This is a genomic window from Castellaniella hirudinis, assembly GCF_047468865.1.
In the GTDB taxonomy this organism is placed as follows: Bacteria; Pseudomonadota; Gammaproteobacteria; order Burkholderiales; family Burkholderiaceae_B; genus Castellaniella; species Castellaniella hirudinis_A.
On the sequence record NZ_JBLGTV010000001.1, the window covers coordinates 315,294 to 338,939 of the forward strand.

At 64.2% G+C, this 23,646-nt stretch carries 22 protein-coding genes and 1 tRNA gene; 4 read left to right on the plus strand and 19 right to left on the minus strand.

Annotated features, from left to right (window positions below):
- Window positions 1-15 precede the first annotated feature (15 nt).
- Window positions 16-1,314, minus strand: a complete 1,299-nt coding sequence (ptsJ, locus tag ACMHYJ_RS01435) for a transcriptional regulator PtsJ (RefSeq protein WP_414244831.1) — start codon at window positions 1,312-1,314, stop codon at window positions 16-18.
- Window positions 1,315-1,432: 118 nt separating this feature from the next.
- On the opposite strand from ptsJ, the gene ACMHYJ_RS01440 reads away from it, so the two are divergent.
- Window positions 1,433-2,326: a dihydrodipicolinate synthase family protein gene (locus ACMHYJ_RS01440; protein ID WP_414244412.1), complete on the plus strand. Its 894-nt coding sequence runs from the start codon at window positions 1,433-1,435 to the stop codon at window positions 2,324-2,326.
- A 241-nt stretch (window positions 2,327-2,567) separates the two neighbouring features.
- Here the strand turns inward: ACMHYJ_RS01440 and ACMHYJ_RS01445 are convergent, their stop codons facing one another.
- The 11 genes from ACMHYJ_RS01445 to ACMHYJ_RS01495 form a co-directional block, all read right to left on the minus strand.
- Complete coding sequence (locus ACMHYJ_RS01445; protein ID WP_414244413.1) at window positions 2,568-2,903, minus strand: type II toxin-antitoxin system HicB family antitoxin; 336 nt, start codon at window positions 2,901-2,903, stop codon at window positions 2,568-2,570.
- Entirely contained in the window at window positions 2,900-3,274 is a 375-nt protein-coding gene (locus ACMHYJ_RS01450) for a type II toxin-antitoxin system HicA family toxin (protein WP_414244414.1), read from the minus strand. The genes ACMHYJ_RS01445 and ACMHYJ_RS01450 overlap by 4 nt, the downstream gene beginning before the upstream one ends.
- 314 nt (window positions 3,275-3,588) lie before the next feature.
- Window positions 3,589-3,909 carry a type II toxin-antitoxin system RelE/ParE family toxin gene (locus ACMHYJ_RS01455; protein ID WP_414244415.1) on the minus strand — a complete coding sequence of 107 codons (321 nt, stop codon included), beginning with the start codon at window positions 3,907-3,909 and terminating at the stop codon, window positions 3,589-3,591.
- Complete coding sequence (locus tag ACMHYJ_RS01460; protein ID WP_414244416.1) at window positions 3,906-4,190, minus strand: ribbon-helix-helix domain-containing protein; 285 nt, start codon at window positions 4,188-4,190, stop codon at window positions 3,906-3,908. The genes ACMHYJ_RS01455 and ACMHYJ_RS01460 overlap by 4 nt, the downstream gene beginning before the upstream one ends.
- A 341-nt stretch (window positions 4,191-4,531) precedes the next feature.
- Window positions 4,532-4,607, minus strand: a tRNA-Asn gene (locus ACMHYJ_RS01465).
- An 86-nt stretch (window positions 4,608-4,693) separates the two neighbouring features.
- Complete coding sequence (locus ACMHYJ_RS01470; RefSeq protein WP_414244417.1) at window positions 4,694-5,497, minus strand: hypothetical protein; 804 nt, start codon at window positions 5,495-5,497, stop codon at window positions 4,694-4,696.
- Between the two features lie 80 nt (window positions 5,498-5,577).
- Window positions 5,578-5,961: an RNA-binding S4 domain-containing protein gene (locus ACMHYJ_RS01475; protein ID WP_414244418.1), complete on the minus strand. Its 384-nt coding sequence runs from the start codon at window positions 5,959-5,961 to the stop codon at window positions 5,578-5,580.
- 392 nt (window positions 5,962-6,353) lie between these two features.
- On the minus strand, window positions 6,354-7,973 hold the full coding sequence (locus tag ACMHYJ_RS01480; RefSeq protein ID WP_414244420.1) for a DHA2 family efflux MFS transporter permease subunit: 1,620 nt from the start codon (window positions 7,971-7,973) through the stop codon (window positions 6,354-6,356).
- Complete coding sequence (locus ACMHYJ_RS01485; RefSeq protein WP_414244421.1) at window positions 7,970-9,160, minus strand: HlyD family efflux transporter periplasmic adaptor subunit; 1,191 nt, start codon at window positions 9,158-9,160, stop codon at window positions 7,970-7,972. The genes ACMHYJ_RS01480 and ACMHYJ_RS01485 overlap by 4 nt, the downstream gene beginning before the upstream one ends.
- A 13-nt stretch (window positions 9,161-9,173) precedes the next feature.
- Window positions 9,174-10,607 carry an efflux transporter outer membrane subunit gene (locus ACMHYJ_RS01490; protein WP_414244422.1) on the minus strand — a complete coding sequence of 478 codons (1,434 nt, stop codon included), beginning with the start codon at window positions 10,605-10,607 and terminating at the stop codon, window positions 9,174-9,176.
- Between the two features lie 108 nt (window positions 10,608-10,715).
- A complete protein-coding gene (locus ACMHYJ_RS01495; protein WP_414244423.1) occupies window positions 10,716-11,243 on the minus strand; it encodes a MarR family winged helix-turn-helix transcriptional regulator in 528 nt (175 codons plus the stop codon).
- Window positions 11,244-11,286: 43 nt separating this feature from the next.
- On the opposite strand from ACMHYJ_RS01495, the gene ACMHYJ_RS01500 reads away from it, so the two are divergent.
- Window positions 11,287-12,201, plus strand: coding sequence for a DMT family transporter (locus ACMHYJ_RS01500; protein ID WP_414244424.1), 915 nt, complete (start codon window positions 11,287-11,289; stop codon window positions 12,199-12,201).
- Window positions 12,202-12,219: 18 nt separating this feature from the next.
- Here the strand turns inward: ACMHYJ_RS01500 and ACMHYJ_RS01505 are convergent, their stop codons facing one another.
- Together ACMHYJ_RS01505 and ACMHYJ_RS01510 are read right to left on the minus strand one after the other, a co-directional pair.
- Entirely contained in the window at window positions 12,220-13,413 is a 1,194-nt protein-coding gene (locus tag ACMHYJ_RS01505) for a DUF3734 domain-containing protein (RefSeq protein WP_414244425.1), read from the minus strand.
- Entirely contained in the window at window positions 13,400-14,299 is a 900-nt protein-coding gene (locus tag ACMHYJ_RS01510) for a LysR substrate-binding domain-containing protein (RefSeq protein WP_414244426.1), read from the minus strand. The genes ACMHYJ_RS01505 and ACMHYJ_RS01510 overlap by 14 nt, the downstream gene beginning before the upstream one ends.
- Before the next feature lie 131 nt (window positions 14,300-14,430).
- Here ACMHYJ_RS01510 and ACMHYJ_RS01515 point away from each other — a divergent pair, with 131 nt between their 5' ends.
- A complete protein-coding gene (locus ACMHYJ_RS01515; protein WP_414244427.1) occupies window positions 14,431-15,495 on the plus strand; it encodes a YeiH family protein in 1,065 nt (354 codons plus the stop codon).
- Between the two features lie 19 nt (window positions 15,496-15,514).
- Here the strand turns inward: ACMHYJ_RS01515 and ACMHYJ_RS01520 are convergent, their stop codons facing one another.
- From ACMHYJ_RS01520 to norR, 3 genes are read right to left on the minus strand one after another with little or no spacing between them, the layout of a single operon-like run.
- Entirely contained in the window at window positions 15,515-15,901 is a 387-nt protein-coding gene (locus ACMHYJ_RS01520) for a SirB2 family protein (protein WP_414244428.1), read from the minus strand.
- Between the two features lie 5 nt (window positions 15,902-15,906).
- A complete protein-coding gene (locus ACMHYJ_RS01525; RefSeq protein WP_414244429.1) occupies window positions 15,907-17,703 on the minus strand; it encodes an ABC transporter ATP-binding protein/permease in 1,797 nt (598 codons plus the stop codon).
- Window positions 17,704-17,759: 56 nt separating this feature from the next.
- Entirely contained in the window at window positions 17,760-19,343 is a 1,584-nt protein-coding gene (gene norR / locus ACMHYJ_RS01530; RefSeq protein WP_414244430.1) for a nitric oxide reductase transcriptional regulator NorR, read from the minus strand.
- Window positions 19,344-19,536: 193 nt separating this feature from the next.
- Here norR and ACMHYJ_RS01535 point away from each other — a divergent pair, with 193 nt between their 5' ends.
- A complete protein-coding gene (locus ACMHYJ_RS01535) occupies window positions 19,537-21,813 on the plus strand; it encodes a nitric-oxide reductase large subunit (RefSeq protein ID WP_414244431.1) in 2,277 nt (758 codons plus the stop codon).
- Window positions 21,814-21,973: 160 nt separating this feature from the next.
- Here ACMHYJ_RS01535 and gnd read toward each other — a convergent pair whose 3' ends face one another.
- Together gnd and panD are read right to left on the minus strand one after the other, a co-directional pair.
- Window positions 21,974-23,008: a phosphogluconate dehydrogenase (NAD(+)-dependent, decarboxylating) gene (gnd, locus tag ACMHYJ_RS01540; protein WP_414244432.1), complete on the minus strand. Its 1,035-nt coding sequence runs from the start codon at window positions 23,006-23,008 to the stop codon at window positions 21,974-21,976.
- A 168-nt stretch (window positions 23,009-23,176) separates the two neighbouring features.
- Window positions 23,177-23,590, minus strand: coding sequence for an aspartate 1-decarboxylase (gene panD / locus ACMHYJ_RS01545; RefSeq protein ID WP_414244433.1), 414 nt, complete (start codon window positions 23,588-23,590; stop codon window positions 23,177-23,179).
- Between the last annotated feature and the right edge of the window lie 56 nt (window positions 23,591-23,646).

Sequence of the window (23,646 nt, forward strand, 5' to 3'; positions counted from 1 at the left end):
GCTGTCCTGTATGGTTTACGAGCTAAGACAAGCCTTCAGATCAAGAGCAAAACGCTGTGCCTGCCCATCCTGCAACTTGGATGCAGTGACGCGGATGGCCCGACACTCGCCTTGCACATCAAATACGCTACCCAACCGAACCAGCCAGCCCCTCTTGGCCAGTGCATAGGCAACATCCTTCTCAGCTTTGGGTAACGGCACCCATACGTTGAATCCTCCTGAACTTGGTGACACGTCGATCTCCTGTGCCAACAAGGCGGTACGCAGTTCGTTGCGGCGGCTCGCATATGCCTCACGGGCACGATTGAACTGCTGCCGCACTTCCTCGGAGGTCAAACAGGCGACTACAATGGCTTGTAAGATATGACTCACCCACGTCATTCCGGGCGCCAGCCGCGTTTGCAGTCTTTCCGCTGTCTCGGAATCGCAGGCCACGAAAGCAAGGCGCAAATCCGGCCCCAAGCCCTTGGAAACAGAGCGCACCAGTGCCCAATGCGCTGTCGAGGCAGGGATGGCGGAGTGATACGGTGTTTCGGCGAGCAGGGCGAAATGGTCATCGGCGATGACCAGCACATCCGGGTGCCTCGCGAGGACGTGTTTCAGTGCTTCTGCGCGGCGCTTGGACAGGCTCCAACCCGTTGGGTTGTGGACGCGGGGAGTGAGCAGTACCGCGCGCGCGCCTTTGTCCAAGGCTGCCGCCAGCGCATCCGGCTGCATCCCGGCCTCATCCATTTCCACACCCACCGCCTGCATTCCCGCTAGGCGCACTGCGTTGATCGTGCCAAGAAAACAGGGATCTTCCACGGCCATTCTGTCGCCTGGCACCAGATGAGCGGCAACCAAGCGCTCAATGGCGTCAACCGCCCCGTGAGTCAATTCAAGCGTCCACCGGGCAGGACAGTCTGGCCCGAGCCATTTTTCACTCAACTGGCGAAGAGCCGGAAGGATCGTGTCCTCGCCGTAAAGGAACGGCTTGGGCAGGCAGTCGGCCAGCACAGTCGTCACATCAGCCAACCATCGTGGATCAGGATTGCCATCGGCCAGGTCGATCAACGCCGTTCCCACGCTCAAACCTTCCTGCTCTCCCGCGCGGGGCGGTTCGCATAGGGTGGTTCCTAAGCGGCCCTGGGTCAGCGCAATGCCTGTCTTCACCAGCCGCTGGTAGGCGGCCGCGACCGTATTGCGGTTGACCGTAAGCATTTCCGCCAGCTCGCGCACAGGCGGCAACGAGTCCCCAGGCCGCAGCTCGCCGTTCCGCATCAGTGTGCGGATGCTCTCCGATATTTCAATGGCGGTCTTCCCTGCAATCTTTATCATTGTCCTATGCCAATGTATAATTACACTCATGACGATATTAACCTGAACATGGCGGTACAGGTACATGAACCGCCTGTTTTCCTCCGCCCATCGGCATCAATAAAGGAGTTCACGCATGTTTGCTGGCCTCAGTGCATTTCCCCTCACCCCAATCAGTGGGGATTGTATCGACGAGGCGGCATTTGCTTCTTTGGTTCAACGATTGACTACTGCCGGGGTGGATTCCATCTGCGCCCTCGGCTCAACTGGCAGCTATGCCTATCTCACGATAGCCGAACGGGCACGGGTGGCACGGCTCGCGGTTGAACATGCCGGTGGTACCCCAGTGATCGTCGGCATTGGCGCCGTGCGTGCGCGTGATGTACTTGCCTTGGCCGATGACGCGCAGAGAGCGGGCGCCAGCGGCGTATTGCTGGCACCGGTGTCCTATCAGAAGTTGACTGGCGATGAGGTTTTCGGACTCTATGAAGCCGTCACACGCCAACTGTCGGTGCCGCTGTGTGTGTACGACAACCCTGGCACCACCCACTTCCAGTTCACCGACGAGCTTCATGGTCGTATCGCGCAGTTGCCGAACGTGCGCTCGATCAAGATCCCCGGCGTGCCGGCCGATCCCGTGGCAGCCAAGGCGCGCGTCGATCATCTGCGGGGCATGATCCCTTCGCATGTCACGATCGGAATCAGCGGGGACGCCTGCGCCGGAATAGGCCTGAATGCCGGCTGCGAAGCCTGGTACTCGGTGATTGGCGGGTTGTTTCCCAAAGTGGCGGTGACTATCACGCGGGCGGCCCAGGCAGGCAATGCAGAAGAAGCCATGAGGCTTTCGGATCGCCTCAAGCCGTTGTGGGCGCTGTTTGGCAAGTACGGCGGGAGCCTGCGCGTCATCGCTGCGGCAGCCGAACTACGTGGCCTGGTGCCGTCACCCAGCCTGCCACTGCCACTCATGGCTGTGGATGGAGCGGAACGCCAGCAACTTGCCGTCATGCTGGACGAGTTGGGGTTGGTATGACGTCTTTCGATCTGCTTGCCCGGAACCCAAGCCTTTGAGCCTGGCGCTTCCCACCAGCAGCGTTGTCCCTGCAAAAGGAGCCGGCTGGTCTGGCCTGGCCCGTTATGTCATCGCGGTGCCGCTGGCCCGTATGACCGATGACGGCCGCCATTGTCGCCGTCGTACTGCTTGTTATCATGCAGGGCAGCTGTTTTAGCGAATGAGCATCAGTGCTTTTACTGCCGCCTACGGGCGGCTATTTTCACGTATATGCAGCCTTCCGAATGGCGTCAGCGACCCATTGGTTTAGGCTCTCGCCGCTGGCTGCTGCGGCAGTAGTGGCCGCCTCGTGAACTTCAGGGGCGATTCGCAAAACGAATTTTCCTGAAAAATTCTTGCGAGGCTCAACCCCGTGCTTCGCGCACTCGTCAAGAAATACGCTAAGGGACGCTTCACCCTCACGATGCAGTCCCGCAACATCCGCAGCATAGAAGTCCGCGCCGCCATTCAGGCCCACAAATTCACCCCGGAACATTTCAATGTCCGGGTCGTAGGTAATGACGGCCTGCTGACCGCCGATCGTCATGGTGTTCTTCATGGTTTCACTCCGTTTTCTTCAAGCCATTTTCGGATGGATGCCACAGCGCCTTTGTCCATGTCGGGGGATGGGTGAGGGCGATGCATAACTTTCACCCGCCCAAACAGGAAAACAGCAACACGGGAGCCTTCTCGTTCGGTAATTTCAGCGCCAAGCTCGGTGAGTAGCGATGCTGCATCACTCCATTTCACCCCTGCCGGGGTTGGTCTGGAAAAGATCAACTCCAGCGTTTTGCGTTGTTTGGCTTTCATGGGTTTATGATACTGAAATATAGTATCAAATACAAGATAATTTTCTGCTTCTGGCCTTGCTCTGGTGGGGCCACTTTTATTGGGTACTGCAATGGCAGATGACATCGCAAGTCTTGGCATGTCGATTGACCGCTCCGAAGCCCGCAAGGCGAAAGATGCTCACCGCAAGCTATTCCGATAGGTGCTTTTTTACGAGTGCCGGACGGCTTGCCGGCCCATCGAAGGCTGTACAAGCCGGCCCGCTGCCCCCCCCGATGTGACCGGGGCGCGGCGGGCCTCAATCCAAATCGGCCCCAAGTCGTATTCCGCCTTGGGGCCGACAGCTCAACAGTCGCACGCGGCGCGGGCCGTGTCCGGCATGGGCCGATCCCAAGTGCGTCCGATCACGTCATCGGCCATGCTTGGGGCGCGGCGTTTCCGCCTCGTAAAAATAGCTATTCGTCGGACAGGTCGGGCAACACGGTTTCGTAGTCCTGCCCGCCGTAAAACACGCCGATGATCGACACGGTGTTGGCTTTATCGTCTACGAGAAAGGCAATGATGGCGCTGTGCCGATAGTGCGTGATGCGCAGCCCCGGCAGCAGATCATCGCGCTGGATGCCACGGTGCGGAAATGTCACCTGGCTCTCGCAATAGGTGACGATGGCATCGACGTAGCGCGCCGCCGCGCGTGGCGAGCCGGCGTGCGCGATATAGTCTTCAATCGCATCAAGCTGCGCCAGGGCTTGCGGCGCAAATTGAACGGTGTAGCTCACGCCTTATCCGTACCCGTGCGGCTGCGGCGCTTCTTCACCAGGTGCTCACGCACCTGATCGGCGGACAGCGCGCTTTCCGGCGCGGCCTTGAGCGCCTGGGCGGCCGGGACGACTTGCTCGCGCAGCCAGGCCTCCATGGCGCGGTCGCGCGCTAAAAGCGTGCGCAGGCCGTCCCGGATGACCTCGCTTTCCGTGGCGTACTCGCCGGCGGCAACCTTGGCCTTGACCACATCGGCCATTTCATTTGGCAGCGTAATGCTGAATTGTTGAGTCGAACGCATGGCCGGCTCCCTGTTGGAATTTGTAGGATTTAATCCTACGCTTTTTGCGTATTACAGGCAAACTCTGATATACCCCGCTTGATGAGTTTAACGACAGACCAGCGCCTGGGTGTTCATCGCCTTGCTGGACAAACATCAGCCCATTCAGGTGTGTTGTTCAGGAGAGGGAGCGCAGGCAAGACCGCGCCATCAAGGCCAAGCTGATGGTATACAAGGGAACCACATGCCCCAAACTTCGGGTTTTGGGACAGGCGCGGGACACCGACCATTCCGAGGGGGATACATAAGAAAAAAAGCGCTTAAGTCTTTCGACCTAAGCGCTTGATTCTTTTCGGTATTTTTGGCTCCCCGACCAGGGCTCGAACCTGGGACCTGCGGATTAACAGTCCGTCGCTCTACCGACTGAGCTATCGGGGAACTGCGAAGAAGCGAAACTATAACACAGATTTTTTTGCTAGTGCAAATGGCGGATTGGTTTTGCCAAAACTTGCCAAAATAATGGATCAGGCGATAGCGGGTTGATGGAGCGTGCCCAGGGCGATGTCGATGAAATCCTGGGGCATCCCAAAGTATTCAAGCACGAAGATGACCAGGGGTTCGGGATCGTACAGGCCATCCGGCCCCACCTTGTCCGGGGTGACCAGACCGGAATTCAGGATCTGTTGCTGCAGATCGGTCGGATCGAAGGGGATGGGCATGGAGGCCAGCAGATCGGCGAGATCCAGCATGATGGCGTCGATCAAGGCGGCGTCTATCTCGGGAACAGGGCCGGTGTCTGGCAGGCTTGGGTTCGTGGGAATGGGCACCAGGCTGTTGGTTTGCTGCAGATAGACGTGCAGCGGCGACCATGCCCCGCTGTTGATGGCATCGGCGACGTCCACATGGCTGTTCACGTAGTCCACCAGGTTGAATTCTGGGTTGTAGTTGCGGATTTCGTTGATTCCGTAGTGGATGAAATGGTACACCGCCGAAGAAAATTGCCCCGATTCGATCTGCTGCGCAATATCCTGGTTTTGGCTCAGATAGTAGTCCGCGTCGAAACCGGCGATGGGCGCGCGTTCTTCGTTGATGCCGAAATTCAGAAAATGCTGGTATGCGTTGGTCAGCCCGTTCTGTATGGCGGCCGCCACGTCTGCGTAGGCGGTCAGGTACTGGACGGGGTTGAACCATTCGACCGCCTGGCGATTTTCCTGCATGCCGTACAGCTCGAAGTGCTGGCGCAGGGTGCCGATGCCCGCGTCGACCGCTTGCGCCACGTCCGGGTTCATGATGCGGTAATAGTTTTCATCAATAATGTCGATTGCCATGCTTTGCCTCATTTAGGGGGTCGTAAATGGCAAAAGACTATGGGCTCCGGCCGGACGAGGCAATCCCGCGCATGCGGGATTTACCGTCCGCGTATTTGGTCGATCAGGCGACGGTCGCGCTTGGTGGGGCGGCCGGTGGACTGGCCCAGGGCGGGTTCGGGGGCCAGGCGGCGCTGTTCGGCGGCCAGGGCGCGGGCCGCGACGCTTTCGGGGGTTTCCTGGTACAGCAGGGCCGCCCGGGTGGCCGGGCCGCGAACGGCGCTGATGGCCTGGATCTCGACTTCGATGTCCAGGCCGGTCTTGCGTACCCGGATGAGGTCGCCCGCGCCGACGTCGCGCGCGGGCTTGGTGATGATCTGGCCATTGACCTGAACGCGGCCCGCGCCGATCTCGTGGGCGGCCAGGCTGCGTGTTTTATAGAAGCGGGCGGCCCATAGCCATTTGTCCAGACGGATTTTTTCCATGGAATGAAAGCGCTTGATTGCGGTGGTTTGACGACGGCCCAGGCGGCGCCAAACCCGCTGGCCGGCACGACAGGTGGGGGTTTGAATCTAGTGTCCTGTTTGGCTAATTCAAATACTCATCTTCGGCGCCTGGGCTCGCCATACTGCGTTGCAAATCCTCGAGATAGCACTGGCTATCGCTGCGGTTTGCGCCTTGTCTGACAAGCCCAGGCATCCGAATCTGAATACACGAACTAACCAAACAGGACACTAGCCCACCGAGGACAAAGATGTCAATGCGGCGCGGGCCCCGCCCATGCCGCCCGTGCCGATCAGCGGGTTTTTCAACCCGTCGGGGCGGCACGCCGGCGCATGCGGCGCTGTCATGGGCTCAAAGCACCCTCAATGCACCTTCAATGCGCCCCCGCCGCGGCCCCGCCGCCGTGGCTGGCGGTCTTGGGCCGGGCCAGCCAGATCAGGCCGATCAGCAGTAGAAAGATGATCGCGGAGGCAAAGAAAAAGTCGGTGGCCGATATGGTATAGGCCTGCTGGTTGATTACTTGATCCAGCAGCGCGGCCCCTTTTTGCCGGCTGATGCCCAGGTTGCCCATGCCGTTGATGATGTGGTCGAATGCGGGTTCCCCGGGACGGGCCACTTCGGTCAGGCGAGCATGGTGCAGGATGGCGCGGTCTTCCCACAGCGTGGTGGTGATCGACGTGCCGAAGGCCCCGCAGACCAGGCGGAAGAAGTTGGTCAGGCCGGCGGCGGCGGGGATGCGCTCCGGGTTCAGGCCGGACAGGGAAATCGTGGTCAGCGGGATGAAGAAGGCCGCCATGGCCGCCCCCTGGATGAAGGTGGGCAGCATCACGCCGAACAGATCCACCTGGGTGTTGTATTGCGCCCGCATGTAGCTGATCAGGGAAAAAATCAGGAAGGCCGTGGTGGCGATGATGCGCGGGTCGTGGCGCGCCAGCAGCTTGCCCACCACCGGCGACAGGATGATCGCCAGGATGCCCACCGGGGCGGCGGCCACACCGGCCCAGGTGGCGGTGTAGCCCATGGTGCTCTGCAGCCACAAGGGCAGCAGCACCACCGTGCCGAAGAACAGGCCGTAGGCCACGGACAGGGCGATGGTGCCCGTGGTGAAATTGCGCTGCATGAACAGGGTCAAGTCCACCACCGGGTGGCTGGCCGTCAGCTCCCAGATCACGAAATACACGAAGGTGATGACGGAAATCACCGCCAGGGCGCAGATCAGCGGGCTGGCGAACCAGTCCAGATCCTTGCCCTTGTCCAGCATGATTTGCAGGGCCCCCACCCAGACGACCAGCAGCACCAGGCCGATGCGGTCGATGGGCAGGCGGATGCGCCGGGATTCGCGGGTCTTGTAGACCTGCCAGGAGCCCCAGGCGGCCAGCAGGCCCACCGGGACATTGATGTAGAAAATCCAGGACCAGTCGTAATTGTCCGAGATCCAGCCGCCCAGCAGCGGCCCGGCAATCGGACCCACCAGAATGGTCATGGACCACAGGGCCAGGGCCATCCCGGCCTTGGCCCTGGGATAGCTGGCCAGCATCAGGGATTGCGACAGGGGGATCATGGGCCCCGCCACGGCCCCTTGCAGCACGCGGAAGAACACCAGGGATTCAAATGACCAGGCAAAGCCGCACAGCCAGGAGCTGAGGACGAACAGCAGGGTCGAGATGACAAACAGCCGCACCTGCCCGAAGTATTGGGTCAGCCACCCGGTCAGTGGCACCGTGATGGCGTTGGCCACGGCAAACGAGGTGATCACCCAGGTGCCCTGGGTGCTGCTGACGCCCAGATCCCCGGCAATCGTGGGGATCGACACGTTGGCGATCGAAGAATCCAGCACATTCATGAAGACCGCCGCCGAAACGGCAATCGTGCCGAAGGCGCGGGCGCTGCCCTCCAGCGGGGGGTAGCCGCTTTCGGGCGGCTGCTTCGCGTGGGGGTTGGGCGCCGGCGCCGGGCCGGCCGCGTCTGCTTGCGATGAGGCTGCCGTGCTCATGGGGCCAGATTTTCCTGAATGATGCGTTGGATCAGGGTGTCGACTTCCGCGGGATCATGCCCGTAGATCGGGGTGCTTTGGCGGGTGTCGGCCGGGGGGAGGGCGGTGTCGGCCGCCGTGGCGCTGTCCAGCTTCACCTTGGCGGTCATGGACAGGCCCACGCGCAGGGGGTGGGCCTGCAGTTCCTTGGGATCCAGGCGGATGCGCACCGGCACGCGCTGGATGATCTTGATCCAGTTGCCGCTGGCGTTTTGCGCGGGCAGCAGGGCGAAGGCTCCGCCGCTGCCCGCCGAGATGCCTTGCACGATGCCGTGATAGACGACATCGTCGCCGTACAGATCGGACACCAGGGTGGCCGTTTGCCCGGGCCGCACGCCGTGCAGCTGGTTTTCCTTGAAGTTGGCCTCCACCCACAGGTTTTCCAGGGGGACGAGGGTCATCAGCGGGGTGCCCGGCTGGATGCGCTGGCCCAGTTGGGCGGTGCGCTGCGCCACCATGCCGCCGACCGGCGCCGCGACTTGCGTGCGCCTGTGCGCCAGCCAGGCTTGGCGCAGCTGGTCGGCGGCCTGCTGGACATCGGGGTGGCTGGCGACGGTGCTGCCGTGGGTCAGGGCCTGGTTGGTGGCCAGGGTGGCGCGCGCGGCGGCCAGACCGGCGCGGGCCTGGGCCAGGCTGGCCTGGGCGGATTTCACCGCCACCTGGGCGTGCAGCAGTTCTTCGCCGCTGACGCCGCCGGAGCCGCGCAGGCTGTTGCGCCGCTGCAGGTCGTTTTGCGCCTTGTGCAGCTGGGTCTCCGCCTGTTCGACATTGGCTTGTCCCACCGCCACATCGGCGGCCAGCGCGTCGTTTTGCACGAACAGCGTCTGGGTGCGGCGCACGGTTTGCGCCAGGGCGGCCCGGGCCTGGGCCAGGGCGATTTCAGTGTCGCTGCCGTCCAGGCTGATCAGCAGGTCGCCCTGTTTGATCGCATCGGTATCGTCCGCCCCGATGGCGATCACCGTGCCGGGTATCTGGGCGCTGACCGACACCAGGTCGCCGTGCACGTAGGCGTCGTCGGTGGACTCGTAGCGCGCGGCGAACCCCACCCACCAGGCCCCGTAGGCCAGGCCGATCAGGACAAAGAAGCCTGTGGCGATGATGAGCAGGCGCGTGCGCTGTTTACCGGGATGTTTGCTGCTTGCGGTCATGGTGCGTGTCGATTTATTGGTGAATGGGCTGGAAAGAATGGGCAGCGGTGTCCGCCGCGGGCGCCTGGTAGCCCCCGCCCAGCGCGCTGGCCAGCTGCACGTCCAGGATGTAGGCCTGCGCGTGCAGGTCGGTGGTTTGTACGGTTTGCTTCAGGGCCTCGCTTTGGGCCATGAGCACTTGCACGAAATTGCCCAGCCCCGCCTTGTAGCGCTGCAGGGCCACGTCGTAGGCCGAGGTAATCGCCTTCAGGCTGGCTTCCTGGTGCTGGATCTGGGTATGCAGCGACTGGATCGACGCCTGGGCGTCGGCCACCTCGCGGATCGCGCCCAGCACGGTTTCGTTGTACTGCGCGATGGCCTCGTCGCGCGCCGCGCGGCGGCCGGCCAGTTGGGCGTTCAAGGCCCCCGCATTGAAAATCGGCAGGGTGATGACCGGGCCGGCGCTGTATTGTTCGCTGCGGCTGCGAAACAACTGATCCATCCCCAGGGACAGATAGCCGGCGGCGGCCGACAGGCTGATATTGGGCAGGAAGTCCGCCTTGGCGGCGGAGATTTCCGCTCCGGCGGCCACGGCCTGCAGGCGGGCGGCGGCAATGTCGGCCCGGCGCCCCAGCAGGGCGACCGGCAGGGGGGCCGGCGCTTGGGCGGGAATCGTCTGGTAGGGGGTCGGGGCGGGCACGGGTAACTGGCCCGGCGACTTGCCCAGCAGCGCCGCCAGCTGGTGATGCATCAGCTGGGCGTTGTTGCGCGCCTGACTGAGCTGCACCCGGGCCGACGATACCGCCGAATCCGCCTGATCCACATCGACCTGGATGCCCAGGCCGTTGCGGTAGCGATCCCGCGTGATGTCCAGGGCCTCTTGCAGTTTCCCCACGATGGCCTCGATGGCCGCCGACTGCGCCTGGGCGTTCTGCAGCTGGAAATACGCCTGCGCCACGGCCGAGACAATCAGGGTATGGGCCTGCTGGCGGGCGGCTTCGGCGGCGGCGGCCCGCGTTCTGGCCGCCTGGGACAGGGCGGCCTGGCGGCCCCACAGGTCGGGGTTGAAATCCAATTGCAGGGTCAGGCCCGTGTCGCTTTGGTACGACCCGCCCAGCGGGGGCGGGTAGATGTAGTTCTCGCTCAGGCGCTCGCGGGTCAGGTGGTAGTTGGCGTTGACCTGGGGCCATTGCACGGCGCGGGCGCCGCGGGCGGCGGCCTGGGCGGCGCGCACGCGCGCGGCGGCGGCCTGCAGGCCGGGGTTGCCCGCCAGCGCCTGGTCGATCAACTGGTTCAGCTGGACATCCTGGTAGCGGGTCCACCAATCGTCGTTCGGCCAGGAGACAGCGCCGTCCGGGTTCAGGGCCAGGGTTTCGCCGGACAGCGCCGCCACTTGGGGCGCGCCGGGATCCATGGGGGCGCAGGCCGACAGCGCCAGGGCCAGTAGCAGGGGGAGATAAGGTTTCATGCTGACAGCAAGCTGAAAGTTATTGATGTGGTCATTATCTGACTAGGCAATTATAAAGAACAAAAAACGCCCGAGGCGGCGCCTGGGCGGTCGCGCTGGTCGTCCGGCTTATTCCCGGCTGGCTTCGCTGGCGGATTGCAGGTGGTGTTCGCCGTTGCGGATCATGCGCCGCAGCAAGACCAGCAGGGCATGGATTTCGTCATCCGAGAACCCTTGCAGATGCAGGTTCAGCGCCCCGGCGATGATGGGCAGGATTTGATCCGCCAGGGTGTGGCCCGTGTCTGTGAGCGCGACCTTGACCACGCGGCGATCTGCGCGGCAGCGCTCGCGGTGCAGGAAACCCTTGGCTTCCAGGCGATCCAGCATGCGCGTCATGGCGCCGGTGTCGACCCCGATGGCGCGTGCCAGTTCGGCGGGCGTGTCGATGTTTTTGTGCTTGATCAGCAGCAGGGGGCGCCACTGGTTGGCCGTCAGGCCCAGGGGCAGGGTATCCAGGTCGATGATCCGGTGGAGGAGCCCGTTCAGGTGCCGGATCAGCAGGCCGACGTTGCCGTCCGGGGCCAGATCGCTGGGGGTTTGCCCATAGAAGCAGCAGCCGCCAGCCGGGCGGGAGGACGAGGAACTGGTTTCTTGCATGTTAAAATTCTACCCCAACAATATCTGACTAGGCAATTAAATAATGGCGGAAATTTCACGCCGCCTGTTCTGGGTGGGTTTCGTACTGGCCGGCTTGGGCGCCGTCCTGTTTTCCGCCAAGGCCATCGTGGCCAAGCTGCTGTACGCGCAGGGGGTCGACGCCCTGGACGTCATCGGTTTTCGCATGCTGCTGGCCCTGCCGTTTTTCCTGGTGATCGCCGGGTTCCAGGCCCGCCGCGCCCGGCGCGGCCTGATCCCCCGGCTGCGGGCGGCGGACGCCCTGCGCATCGCCGTGCTGGGCTTTATCGGCTACTACTTGTCCAGTTTCCTGGATTTCCTGGGTTTGCAGTACATCACCGCCGGGCTGGAGCGCCTGATCCTGTTTCTCGCCCCCACCTTCGTCCTGCTGGTTTCAGCGCTATTCCTGAAAAAACCGATCGCCGCGCGCCAGTGGCTGGCGATGGCCCTGGCCTATGGCGGGGTGGCGCTGGTGTTCTGGGGCGACCTGTCCATCGCGGGCGAGCACGTCATTCTGGGGTCGGCTTTTGTGCTGGGGGCCGCATTTTCCTATGCCCTGTACCTGATCGGCTCGGGCGAAATCATCGAGCGTGTCACCGCGACGCGCCTGACCGCCTACGCCATGACGGTGTCGGCGGGGGTCACGATGGCGCATTTTTTCCTGGTCAAGGGGCTGGCCGGCCTGGATCGGGCCTGGCCGGTCTACGGCTTGTCTTTTATCCATGCCACGGTGAATACCGTGCTGCCCACTTTCATGATCATGTGGTCGGTCGCCCGCATCGGGGCGCCTCTGACGGCCCAACTGGGCCTGCTGGGCCCGGTGTCCATCCTGTTTCTGGCCTGGGCGTTTCTGGGCGAGCCCATCACGGTGCTGCAGGTGGCGGGCACGATTCTGGTGGCGGCGGCGGCCATCGTGCTGGGACGCCGCCCGAAAGCCTGAAGCCCCGTATGGGCGGGCTCAGTTCCCCGAGCCCATTTTTTCCTCGATTTCGTCGCGGTGCACGTCGTGCGTCACGAAACCCGTCGCGTTGTTCGGCATCGCCAGGTAGCGCGGATGCGCCAGGGTGTCGCGGATGTCCTGCAGCCCGGCGGCCCAGTGCTCGCGCATGGTGGCCGGCCCGAATTGGAAATCGCGGAAATGCTGCTCGTAGGCCTTGTCCCGGTAGATCAGGTGGATGATGTTGCTGCGTGCCGCGCAGGCCAGCTCGGCGGCCTGCCTGCAGGCGGGGTCGCTGTCGCGCTGTTCGGCGGGCACGCGATCCAGCACCTGGCGCAGCAGCCGCTGCATTTTGCGGTGGGCGCGCATTTCTTCGGTGATCAGCCGGGTGCGGCTGGAATAGCGGATGTCCTGGACGCGGTCGCTGATTTCGCTGATGTTGCGCGGCACCGGCCCGCGCGCCGACCATAAATCCACCTGGAACACCAGGGTGTCGCGCTCGGGGCGCTGCTGCAGGACTTTCGCCAGCGGCGTATTGGAGACCAGGCCGCCGTCCCAGTAGTATTCGCCGTCGATTTCAATGGCCGGGAAGGCGGGGGGCAGGGCCCCGGACGCCATGAAGTGCTCGGCGGCCAGGCGGGTTTTGCGATTGTCGAAATAGGTGAAATTGCCGGTGCGCACATTCACGGCGCCCACCGAGACATGCAGCCCGCCGTCGTTGATGCGGTCGAAGTCGCACAGCGATTCGAGCGTTTCTTTCAGGGGACGGGTGTCGTAGTGGCCCACGCGGGCGGGGTCCAGCGAGGCCGCGAGGACGGCGGGCGGGAACCGGGGATGGAAAAACCCCTTTTGCCCGACCAGCAGGGCGCTGCCGGCGTGCAGGGCGCCCAGAAACTGCCGCGCCAGGTCGTTGATCTGGAACCAGCTGGATTCGGCCAGGGCGTTGCTGCCGGGGCCGGTATAGGGCTGGCAGATCGTGTCCCAGAACTGCTGCAGGCGCTCGACGCGCTTTTCGATGGGGTTGCCCGCGATGATGGCGGCGTTCAGGGCGCCGATGGAAATCCCGGCCAGATCGGTCAAGGCGATGCCGGCTTCGTGGAGGCCTTGGTAGACACCGGCCTGGTAGGCCCCCAGCGCGCCGCCGCCTTGCAGAACCAGGGCGCGGACGTCGTAGGCTTCGTGGGCGGCGGCCGGGGGGGATTTAGTCTTGGGCATGGGCTTGGTTCTCCAGGGTATTCAAAAAGGCTTCGATCAGCGTACCGCGATATCGGCTGCGGTGCAGCAGGATCGACAACCGCCGGTCGAGCCGCAGAAACGGGGTGCGCAGCACCCGCAGCCGGCCCGTGGCCACGGCGTCCAGGGTGGCGGCGTAGGGCAGGCAGGCGATGCCCAGGCCCGCGATCACCGCCTGCTTGATGGCTTCGATCTGTCCCAGTTCCAGCAGGATGCGGCCCGGGGGCAGGGCGCTCAGGGCTTGTTCGGTCAGGCTGCGCGTGGCCGATCCCCGTTCGCGCAGAATCCAGCGCGCATCGGCGAAGTCGCGCGGCTGCAGCCGCGCGGCGCTGGCCAGGGGGTGCGATGGCGCGGCGCAGACCACCAGCGCGTCGCTGCGCCAGGGCAGGGTGTCCAGCTGGGCGTGGTGCACCGGGCCTTCGACGCAGGCAATGTCGATGGCGTGGTTCAGCAGCATCCCCGTGATGTCCCGGGTATTGTCCACCGTCAGGTGCAGGGCGACCATGGGGTGTTGGGCCACCATGGGGCCCAGGAGTTCCCCCACCAGATAATTGCCCACGGTGTTGCTGGCCCCGATGCGCAGGGCGCCGTTCAGCGCTCCGCGGGCATCGGGGTGCCGTCGCTGCATGTCCTGCAGGCGTTCCAGGATTTCCCTGGCCAGCGGCAGTTGCTCGGCCCCTTGGGCGTTCAGGTGCAGGCGGCCGCGCTCGCGGTCGAACAGGGTGCTGCCCAGCTGGCGTTCCAGCTCGGCCAGCGCCATGCTGACGGCGGGCTGCGTCAAGTGCAAGTGTTCCGCGGCGCGGCGCACGCTGCCTGCCGTGGCCACGGCGTCAAAGACTTCCAGTTGGCGCAGGCTGAGTCCGATCATGGCGGTTCCGGTTCATTTCATGTGGTTTTAAACATCAAAATTATTTATACCATGCGTCATGATTATTGAATTTATTGATTGATGAGATTTCACTAGAATCGTCCCTGTTTCTCATTGCCGCCGAGCCGTCCATGTTGCCGATTTCCGCTGTTCCCAGCCCTTTGCCCGCCGCGGGCGTGGGCGTCTGTCCCGCGGCCGATGGCCGGCCGCGCGCGCCGTCGCGTTGGTACGGGGTGGGCCTGGCCGCCGGCCTGGGGCTGGTGGCCTGGCAGCTGGGCGCCTGGTTTCCCCTGGTGGGTGGCCCCGTCATGGGGATTCTGCTGGGCATGTTGTGGCGCAACCTGCTGGGGGTGTCCCCGCTGTTCGTGCCGGGCATCGGCTACAGCAGCCGCCAGGTGCTGCAGTGGTCCATCATCGGCCTGGGCTTCGGCCTGAGCCTGGGCCAGATCCTGCTGACGGGGGCGTCTTCGCTGTCGGTCACGTTGGTCACCCTGGCCGTGGCGTTTCTCGTCGCCTGGGGGCTGGGGCGCTGTCTGGGGGTCGCCGGCCCCCTGCGCACGCTGATCGGGGTGGGCACCGCCATCTGCGGGGGCTCGGCCATCGCGGCGGCGGCCCCGATCATCCGGCCCGACGATCACGATACCGCCCTGGCCATCTCCACGATCTTTCTGTTCAATATCGTGGCCGTCCTGGCGTTTCCGTTTCTGGGGCATGGGCTGGGCCTGAGCGACGCGGGCTTCGGCCTGTGGGCGGGCACCGCCATCAACGATACCTCGTCCGTGGTGGCTGCGGGCTACAGCTACAGCAGCGCCGCCGGCGACATCGCCACAATCGTCAAACTCACCCGCGCCACCCTGATCATTCCGGTGTGCATCGCGCTGGCCTTGTGGACGGCCTGGCGCGCCCGCCATGCCGAGACCCGGGTGTCGCTGGCGCGGATATTCCCCTGGTTCATCGTCTGGTTCCTGGCGGCTTCGGGCGCGCGCACCCTGGGCCTGGTGCCCGATGTCCTGCTGGGGCCTTTGCAGGCGGCGGCGCAGTTCTTGATCATCATGGCCCTGACCGCCATCGGCCTGTCCTCTGACCTGCGCCGCATGGCGCTGGCGGGCGCGCGTCCCCTGCTGCTGGGGCTGGGCGTCTGGGTGTCGGTGGCCGCCAGCAGCCTGTTGGTGCAGTGGCTGCTGGGCAGCCTATAGGGTCACGGCAACGAAAGGGTCACAGCAACGAAAACCAAGAAGTGGAATCCTTGGTCATCGCCACGCCCACGATATACGCGAAGATCGCCGCCGCGATCAGGGCCGCGACCAGGCGGCCCCGCGTGGTGCGGCCGCGCTTGATGGCGATGGTGCCCACGCCGATATAGGCGACCAGCAGCACGATCTTGGTCAGTATCCAGGGCTGGTTGGGGCCGATCATGGCCGCCAGGATTACCCCGCAGGTCAGCAGCACCGTGTCGATGACGTGCGGCAGGATGCGCACCAGCCGGTGCTGCAGCAGGGCGTTTCCGGTGATCGACCAGTACGCCCGGATGAGAAACAGCGTGATGCTCAGGGCGACGGCGGTCACGTGCAGGTGCTTGATGGGGAAATAGTATGCGGTCATGGGCGCTATTGTAATGAGATTGGATTGAGCTGCCAGCCGCCGTTGTCGCCTTCCAGAACCAGCTCGGTTTCGTGGTGGCGGCGCAGGGTGCTGCGGTGGCCCACGCTGACGATCCGGGCCTCGGGCAACTGGGCGCGCAGCAGGCGATACATGGCGTCTTCCAGCCCTTCGTCCATGGCCGACGTGGCCTCGTCCAGGAAGGCCGCGTCCGGCCGGGCCAGCAGCAAACGGCCAAAGGCCAGGCGCTGCTGTTCGCCCAGCGACAGGATGCGGCTCCAGTCGTCCGCGACGTCCAGGCGGTCGCGCAGATGGCCCAGCTGTATCTGATCCAGGACGGCCTCGTCCCGGCCGTCCGGGCCGGCGGCGACCGGCCGGGGGTAGTGCAAGGCTTCGCGCAGTGTGCCCAGGGGCAGATATGGTTTTTGCGCCAGAAACAGGCTGGCCTGCTCGGGGCGGATGATCTCGCCCGAGCCATGCGGCCAAATACCGGCGATGGTGCGCAGCAGGGTGGTCTTGCCCGCCCCCGAGGGCCCGCGCACCAGGATTGCCTGGGCCGGCGCGACTTCCAGGTTCAGGTCTTTCAGCAGTGCATGGCCGTCCGGCCGGCGGACTGTGAGGTTTTTCAGGGCCAGCCGGCTGCCGTCCTGGGTTGTGCGGGGTAGCTGCATCTGGCGGGCGGCGTCCACGGCGGCGTCAAAACCGGTCAGACGGTCCAGCGTGGCGCGGTACGTGGCGAAGCTGTCGTAGACATTGCGAAAGAACGACAGATTGGCCTGCAGCTGGCCGAAAGCCTGGGCCGTCTGGATCAGGTCGCCCAGGCTGATCTGCTTGGAAAAAAAGCGGCTGGCCTGGATGATGAAGGGAAACACCACGGCGGTCTGGGAAACCACGAAATTGAAACCCAGGAATTTCAGCGAGCGGTGGATGATGGCCCAGGTGTTGCCGATGACCTGGGCAAACCAGTGGCGCAGCGTGCGGCCTTCGACTGGCTCGCCCCGGTAGAACGCGATGCTTTCGGCGTATTCGCGTATCCGCACCAGGGCGTAGCGGTAGTCGGCGTTCAGCTTTTCGTTCAGGAAATTCAGGCGGATCAGCGGCTTGCCGATCCAGATGGCCAGCAAGGTGGCCAGGAACACGTAGATGAACACCAGGAACACCATGGCGCGCGGGATGTCGTGGCCCAGCACGGTCATGGGGCCGGACAGGTTCCAGAGGATCAGGGTGAAGGCGATGGTGGACACCACCGCGTTGATCAGCCCCACGGCCAGCGTCATGGACGTTTCGGCGAAGCTGGTGATGTCCTGCTGGATACGCTGATCCGGGTTGTCGGCCAAGTGGCTGAACGAGGCGGAGCGGTAGTAGGCCTGCTGTTCCATCCAGCGGCTCAACAGCCGCTCATTCAGCCACTCGCGCCAGTGCACCACAAAGGCCTGCTGTACGTAATAGTCGAACAGAGAGCGCACCACATGGGCGGCCGCCAGCCCGGCGAACAGCAGCATGGCGGCCCAGAATCCGGGGGCGTCCAGTGCCTGCAGGGCGCTGTACATGGTGTTGTACCAGTTGGAGAACAGCACATCCAGGCGCACGGCGCCCAGGGTCAGCAGCAGGATCAGGGCCACCCCGGCCAAGGGCCGCCAGTTGCGCCGGGGCGAGAAAAAACCTGCGGTCAGCCGCCAGAACTGGTCGCCCCAGCGGGTAAAGCGCCGCAGGCACCAGATGGTGGCCGCGCCGGCCAGCAGCGTCAGCACATAAGCTTTGGCCAGCCAGAAGCCGCTTTCCAATAACGTGTCCTGCCATGCCATGGGTTTCGTGTCCTTTCAGTGAGCCGGTCGCGGATGGATTTTAGGTTGGATGGGCATCAGGCGAAAAGGTTTCCGTGGTTTTTTTTCATGCCCAGGCGTTTGGCCAGTTTGTGCAGGTTGCTGGCGTCCAGGCCCAGCGCCTTGGCGGCCTGGGCCCAATTGCCCTGCGCCGCCGCCAGCGCCTGCGCGATGGCCTGCCGCTGGCAGGCGTCCACCGCTGTGCGCAACGGGGGGATATCGGCCAGTGCCGGGGTGGCGGCGTCGTCCGCGGCCGTTTCCGGCGGGGCGGCCGTGACTGGCCGATCCGCGGGCGCGGCGGGCGGGAGAATGTCCAGATCCAGCAAGTCCGCTTCTATGGTCAGCACCTGGTCGCGCGACGCGCCCCGACTCAGCATTTTCAGGGCGGCGCGGCTGATCACGTGTTCCAGTTCGCGCACGTTGCCCGGCCAGGGGTATTGCTGCAGGGCCTGTTCCGCCGCGTAGGACAGGCGCACGCCGCGCAGTCCCAGGCGGGCGCGGTTGAATTCCAGGAAATGCCCCGCCAGGATCTGGATGTCGCGATCCCGTTCGCGCAGCGGCGGGATGGGAATGGGGTACACCGACAGGCGGTGGTACAGATCGGCCCGGAACAGCCCCGCCTGGGTGTTGGCCTTGAGGTCGCGATTGGTGGCCGCAATGATGCGCACGTCCGTCTTGATGCTTTGGTCGGTGCCCAGACGCTGGATTTCGCCGTTTTGCAAGACGCGCAGCAGCTTGGCCTGCAGGCTCAGGGGCAGTTCGCCCACTTCGTCGAGAAACAGCGTCCCGCCCTGGGCGGCTTCAAAGCGCCCAGGGCGGTCGCTGGTCGCGCCGGAAAATGCCCCCTTGACGTGCCCGAACAGTTCGCTTTCGGCCAGGGACTCCGGCAGCGCCGCGCAGTTGACCTGGATCATCGGCCGCTGACTGCGCCGCGAATGCCGGTGCAGCCGCCGGGCGAACAGTTCTTTGCCCACGCCGGTTTCGCCCAGCAACAAAATGGGCAGCTCGGAATCCGCCACCAGATCCAACTCGTGCAGCAGGGATTGGATGGCTTCGCTGTGGCCCAGGATTTCGCTGGCCTCGCCGATGCGCTCGATGCCCTGTTGCGACGTTCCCAATTGGCGCAGTTGCCGGGTTTCGCGTTCCAGGTTCGAGACCCGGACCGCCGCCTGCAGGATCAGGCCCAACTGGCGTAGCCGGTGGCGGGCGGTTTCGTCGAAGGTGCCGGTGGTCAGGGCGTCCAGGGTCATGATGCCCCAGGGACGATCCTGATGGAACAAGGGCAGGCCCAGGCAGTCGTGCACCGGCAGGGGAGAGCCCTTGCGGTCGTCCAGCAGGCCATCGTAGGGGTCGGGCAAGACACTGCCCGGATCAAACCAGGTCGGGTCGCGGCGCGACAGGATCGTGGCGAAACGCGGATGCTGGCCCACCACGAAGCGCCTGCCCAGGGCCTCGTGGGCCAGACCCGATGCGGCTACCAGGTGCAGCGTGTCGTTGCTGTCCAGCATCAGCAGCCCGACGGCGTCGCAGGCAAAGGCCTTGCGGATGGTGGTGGCGGCGCGTTGCAGGCGCACGCCATCGGGCAGGTCGGTGGCCAGGTCGGCCAGCAGTTGGGTTTCCATAGGGTGGTTTATACCATCAAATGGTTTTTTTTACCCTTTTTGGTGGGGTCAAAATAACCCGATTTGATATATGTCAGTAGTTTCCCTAGGTATAAAAGTTGGCACGACTTTTGCTTGATAGTGATTGAAGTGAAAATGGGAGCGCCCTGGGGCGCTGTGTCAGCAATCCTCACTGCTGCAGAAGGAGCGCAGAATGCGTGAGTACAAGAAGTTATGGTGGACACTGATCGGTGTCCTCGTGGTGGCCTTTGGCATCCTGGGATGGATGGGGAAAGAGGTCTATAACCAGGCGCCGCCCATCCCCGATCAGATTGCCACGGCCGACGGCCGGGTGCTGATGACCGGGGAACAGATCCTGGATGGCCAGGTGGCCTGGCAAAGCGCCGGCGGCATGACCGTGGGCTCGATTTTCGGTCATGGCGCCTACCAGGCGCCCGACTGGACGGCCGATTGGCTGCATCGTGAACTGACGGCCTGGCTGGATCTGGCCGCTCAAGCGCGCTTCGGCCTCAATTATGCCCAGTTGGATGAGGACAACCAGGTGGTGCTGGAGCGCCAGCTGAAGGCTGAGTACCGCAAAAATACCTATGATGCCGCCAGCGGCGTCGCCCTGGTATCCGACCGCCGGGCCCAGGCCATCGCCGAGACCGCCGCGTATTACGACAAGCTCTTTGGCGACGATCCGTCCATGCGGGGCAGCCGGGTTGCGTTCGCCATGAAAGAAGGCACTTTGCCGGGGGCGGAGCAGCGCGCGCGCCTGGCGGATTTCTTCTTCTGGACGTCCTGGGCGGCGGCGACCAACCGCCCAGACAGCATGGCCACGTATACCAATAACTGGCCGCACGAACCCCTGATCGACAACGTGCCGACTGCGGAAAACGTGATCTGGTCCATCGTCAGCGTGATCCTGCTGATTGCCGGGGTCGGCCTGCTGGTGTGGGCCTGGGCGTTCATGCGCAAGGAAGAAGAAGAACCCGAAGCCCCCGCCAAGGATCCGATTTCTCTGATGAAATTGACGCCTTCGCAACTGGCCCTGGGCAAGTACCTGTTCCTGGTGGTGGCCCTGTTCTGCGCGCAGATCTTCATCGGGGGCTTTACCGCGCACTACACCGTCGAAGGGCAGACCTTCTATGGCGTCAATGTGTCCGAATGGCTGCCGTATTCCCTGGTGCGCACCTGGCACGTCCAGGCCGCGTTGTTCTGGATCGCCACGGGCTTCCTGGCCGCGGGCTTGTTCCTGGTGCCCATTCTCAATGGGGGGCAGGATCCCAAATACCAGAAACTGGGTGTCGATGTCCTGTTCTGGGCCTTGATCGTGGTGGTGCTGGGCTCCTTTGCCGGCAACTTCTTCGGGATCGCCCACATGATGCCCGAGAGCTGGAATTTCTGGCTGGGCCACCAGGGCTACGAATACGTCGAGCTGGGCCGCATCTGGCAGATCGGCAAATTCCTGGGCATTGTCTTCTGGCTGGTTCTGATGCTGCGCGGCATTGTGCCCGCACTGCGCCAAAAAGGCGACAAAAACCTGCTGGCCCTGTTCAGCGCATCGGTCATCTGCATCGGCCTGTTCTATGGCACCGGCCTGTTCTACGGCCCCCGCACCAACATCACCATCATGGAATACTGGCGCTGGTGGGTGGTTCACCTGTGGGTCGAAGGCTTCTTCGAAGTGTTCGCCACCGCCGCGCTGGCCTTCATCTTCACCACCATGGGCCTGGTGTCCAAGAAAGGCGCCACCACGGCCAGTTTGGCCGCCGCGGTGCTGTTCATGCTGGGCGGCACGCCGGGCACCATGCACCACCTGTACTTCTCCGGCACGACCACGCCCATCATGGCGATCGGGGCGACCTTTAGCGCGCTTGAAGTCGTTCCCCTGGTGGTGCTGGGCTACGAAGCCTGGGAAAACTGGCGCTTGAAGTCGCGCGCCCCCTGGATGGAAAACCTGCGCTGGCCGCTGAAATTCTTCGTCTGCGTGGCTTTCTGGAATATGTTCGGCGCCGGGGTGTTCGGCTTCATGGTCAACCCGCCCGTCGCGCTCTACTACATCCAGGGCCTGAACACCACGGCCGTGCACGCGCACGCCGCCCTGTTCGGTGTCTATGGCTTCCTGGCGCTGGGCTTCTCCCTGTTCGTGCTGCGCTACGTGCGGCCCAACATGCGCTTCAATGACAGCCTGATGAACACCTCGTTCTGGTGCCTGAACATCGGCCTGGTCATGATGATCGTCCTCAGCCTGCTGCCGATCGGCCTGATGCAGTTCTACGCCAGTGTCTCCGAAGGCACCTGGTGGGCGCGCGGCGAGGCTTTCATGCAGCAGGACATCATGCAGACCCTGCGCTGGACGCGCACTTTCGGCGACGTGGTCTTCATCGTCGGCGGCCTGGGCGTCATGTGGCAGGTCGTGACCGCCCTGTTCACCGGCAAGGCCGCGCCGGCGGCCAGCGCCGACCTGGCCGCGCAACGCACGTAAACCGTTTCATCTTGCAAAGGGGTGCCCGAAACGGGCCCCCGGCCCGGCCCGCCTCGAAAAGAGGCGGGCTTTTTCGCCGCAAATCGGATCGACAAACCTCTTGCGGGGCGGGCCGCGGCGCCGCGCGGCAAGCGGGCCGCCGCCTAGCGGCCACGGGGTGTTATCGGGCCGGGTTCTCGCTGGATTCCGCGCCCGGCAGCTCGACGTGCCCGCCAAATGCATGCCGCATGGCCGACAGCACGCGGTTGGCGAAATCGTCCTCCCCGCGCGAGGCGAAGCGCGAATACAGCGCGGCACTGAGCACGGGGGTGGGCACGGCTTCGTCGATGGCGGCCTGGATGGTCCAGCGGCCCTCGCCTGAATCGGATACCCGGCCCTGGAAGCCCGACAGGGCCGGGTTGGTAGCCAGCGCCGCCGCTGTCAGATCCAGCAGCCAAGAGCCGATCACGCTGCCATGCCGCCAGAGTTCAGCGATATCGGGCAGGTTCATGTCGTACTGATAGAGATCCGGGTGGCGCAGCGGCGTGGTTTCCGCCGTCGCGGCATGGGCCTGGCGCCCGATGTCGGCGTGACGCAGCACGTTCAGGCCTTCGGCATAGGCGGCCATGAGGCCGTATTCGATGCCGTTGTGCACCATCTTGACGAAATGGCCCGCGCCGTGCGGGCCGCAGTGCAGCCAGCCTTGGCTGGCCGTGCTGGCGCGGGAACGCTGCCCGGGGATGGGTGGCGCGCCCGCGCCGGGGGCCAGGGTGGCGAAGATCGGTGTCAGGCGGTCGACCGCCTGGTCGCCGCCGATCATCAGGCAGTAGCCGCGCTCCAGGCCGGCGATGCCGCCGCTGGTGCCGACGTCCACATAATGGATGCCCTGGGGGCGCAGGGCGGCGGCGCGCCGCAGGTCGTCGTGGTAGTGGGAATTGCCGCCGTCAATGATCGTGTCGCCCGCCTGCAGCAGCGGGGTCAGCGCGGCCAGCACGGCATCGACCGCGCCCGCCGGCACCATCAGCCAAATGGCGCGTGGCGCGGCCAGGGCGTCCACCAGGGCCGGCAGGGAGGCCGCCGCCGTGGCGCCCAGCGCCGCCAGGCGGCCGATGGCGTCGGGGTTCTGGTCGTGCACCACGCAGTCGTGGCCGCCGCGCAGCAGCCGGGTGGTCATGTTGGCGCCCATGCGCCCCAGTCCGATCATGCCGATTTGCATCGTGGGATTCTCCTGTTTCCGGGGGGCGGAGCCTTGCGCCGCCACGATATCGGGGTACCTGTGCGCAAACCGCAGCGATAGCCAGTGCTATCGCGAGGATTTGCAATGCAGTATGGCGGGCCCAGGCGCCGAAGATGAGTATTTGAATTAGCCAAACAGGACACTAGGTCAGTCGAAATGCACGATCTCGAAACTGAGCCGGCCCTGTGCATCGCGCCCGACCGAATACCCCAGGTGCTCGCGGATGCTGTTGTCCGGGTGGAAGGTCAGCACCACGGGCTTGATCTGCTCCAGCGCATCGGCGTCGACGTATTCGGCGTTGGCGATGATGACCTCGTCGCCGCGCTGGCAGGTGCGGGCGGCCGCGCCGTTCAGGATGCAGCAACGCGATCCGCGTTCGCCGTAGATGACATATGTGCTGATGCGGGCGCCGGAGTTCTTGTTCCAGATGTCCACGAATTCCATCGGCAGGATGCCGGCGGCTTCGCAGTGATCTGGATCCAGGGTGATGGAGCCGTGGTAATCCAGGTCGGCTCCGGTGACGCGGATGCCGTGGAGTTTGGCGCGGACGATTTTTCGCATGATGAATGACCAATCAGAATGGATGCAGGCCGTATTCTAGCGCCGTGGCGCGCGCG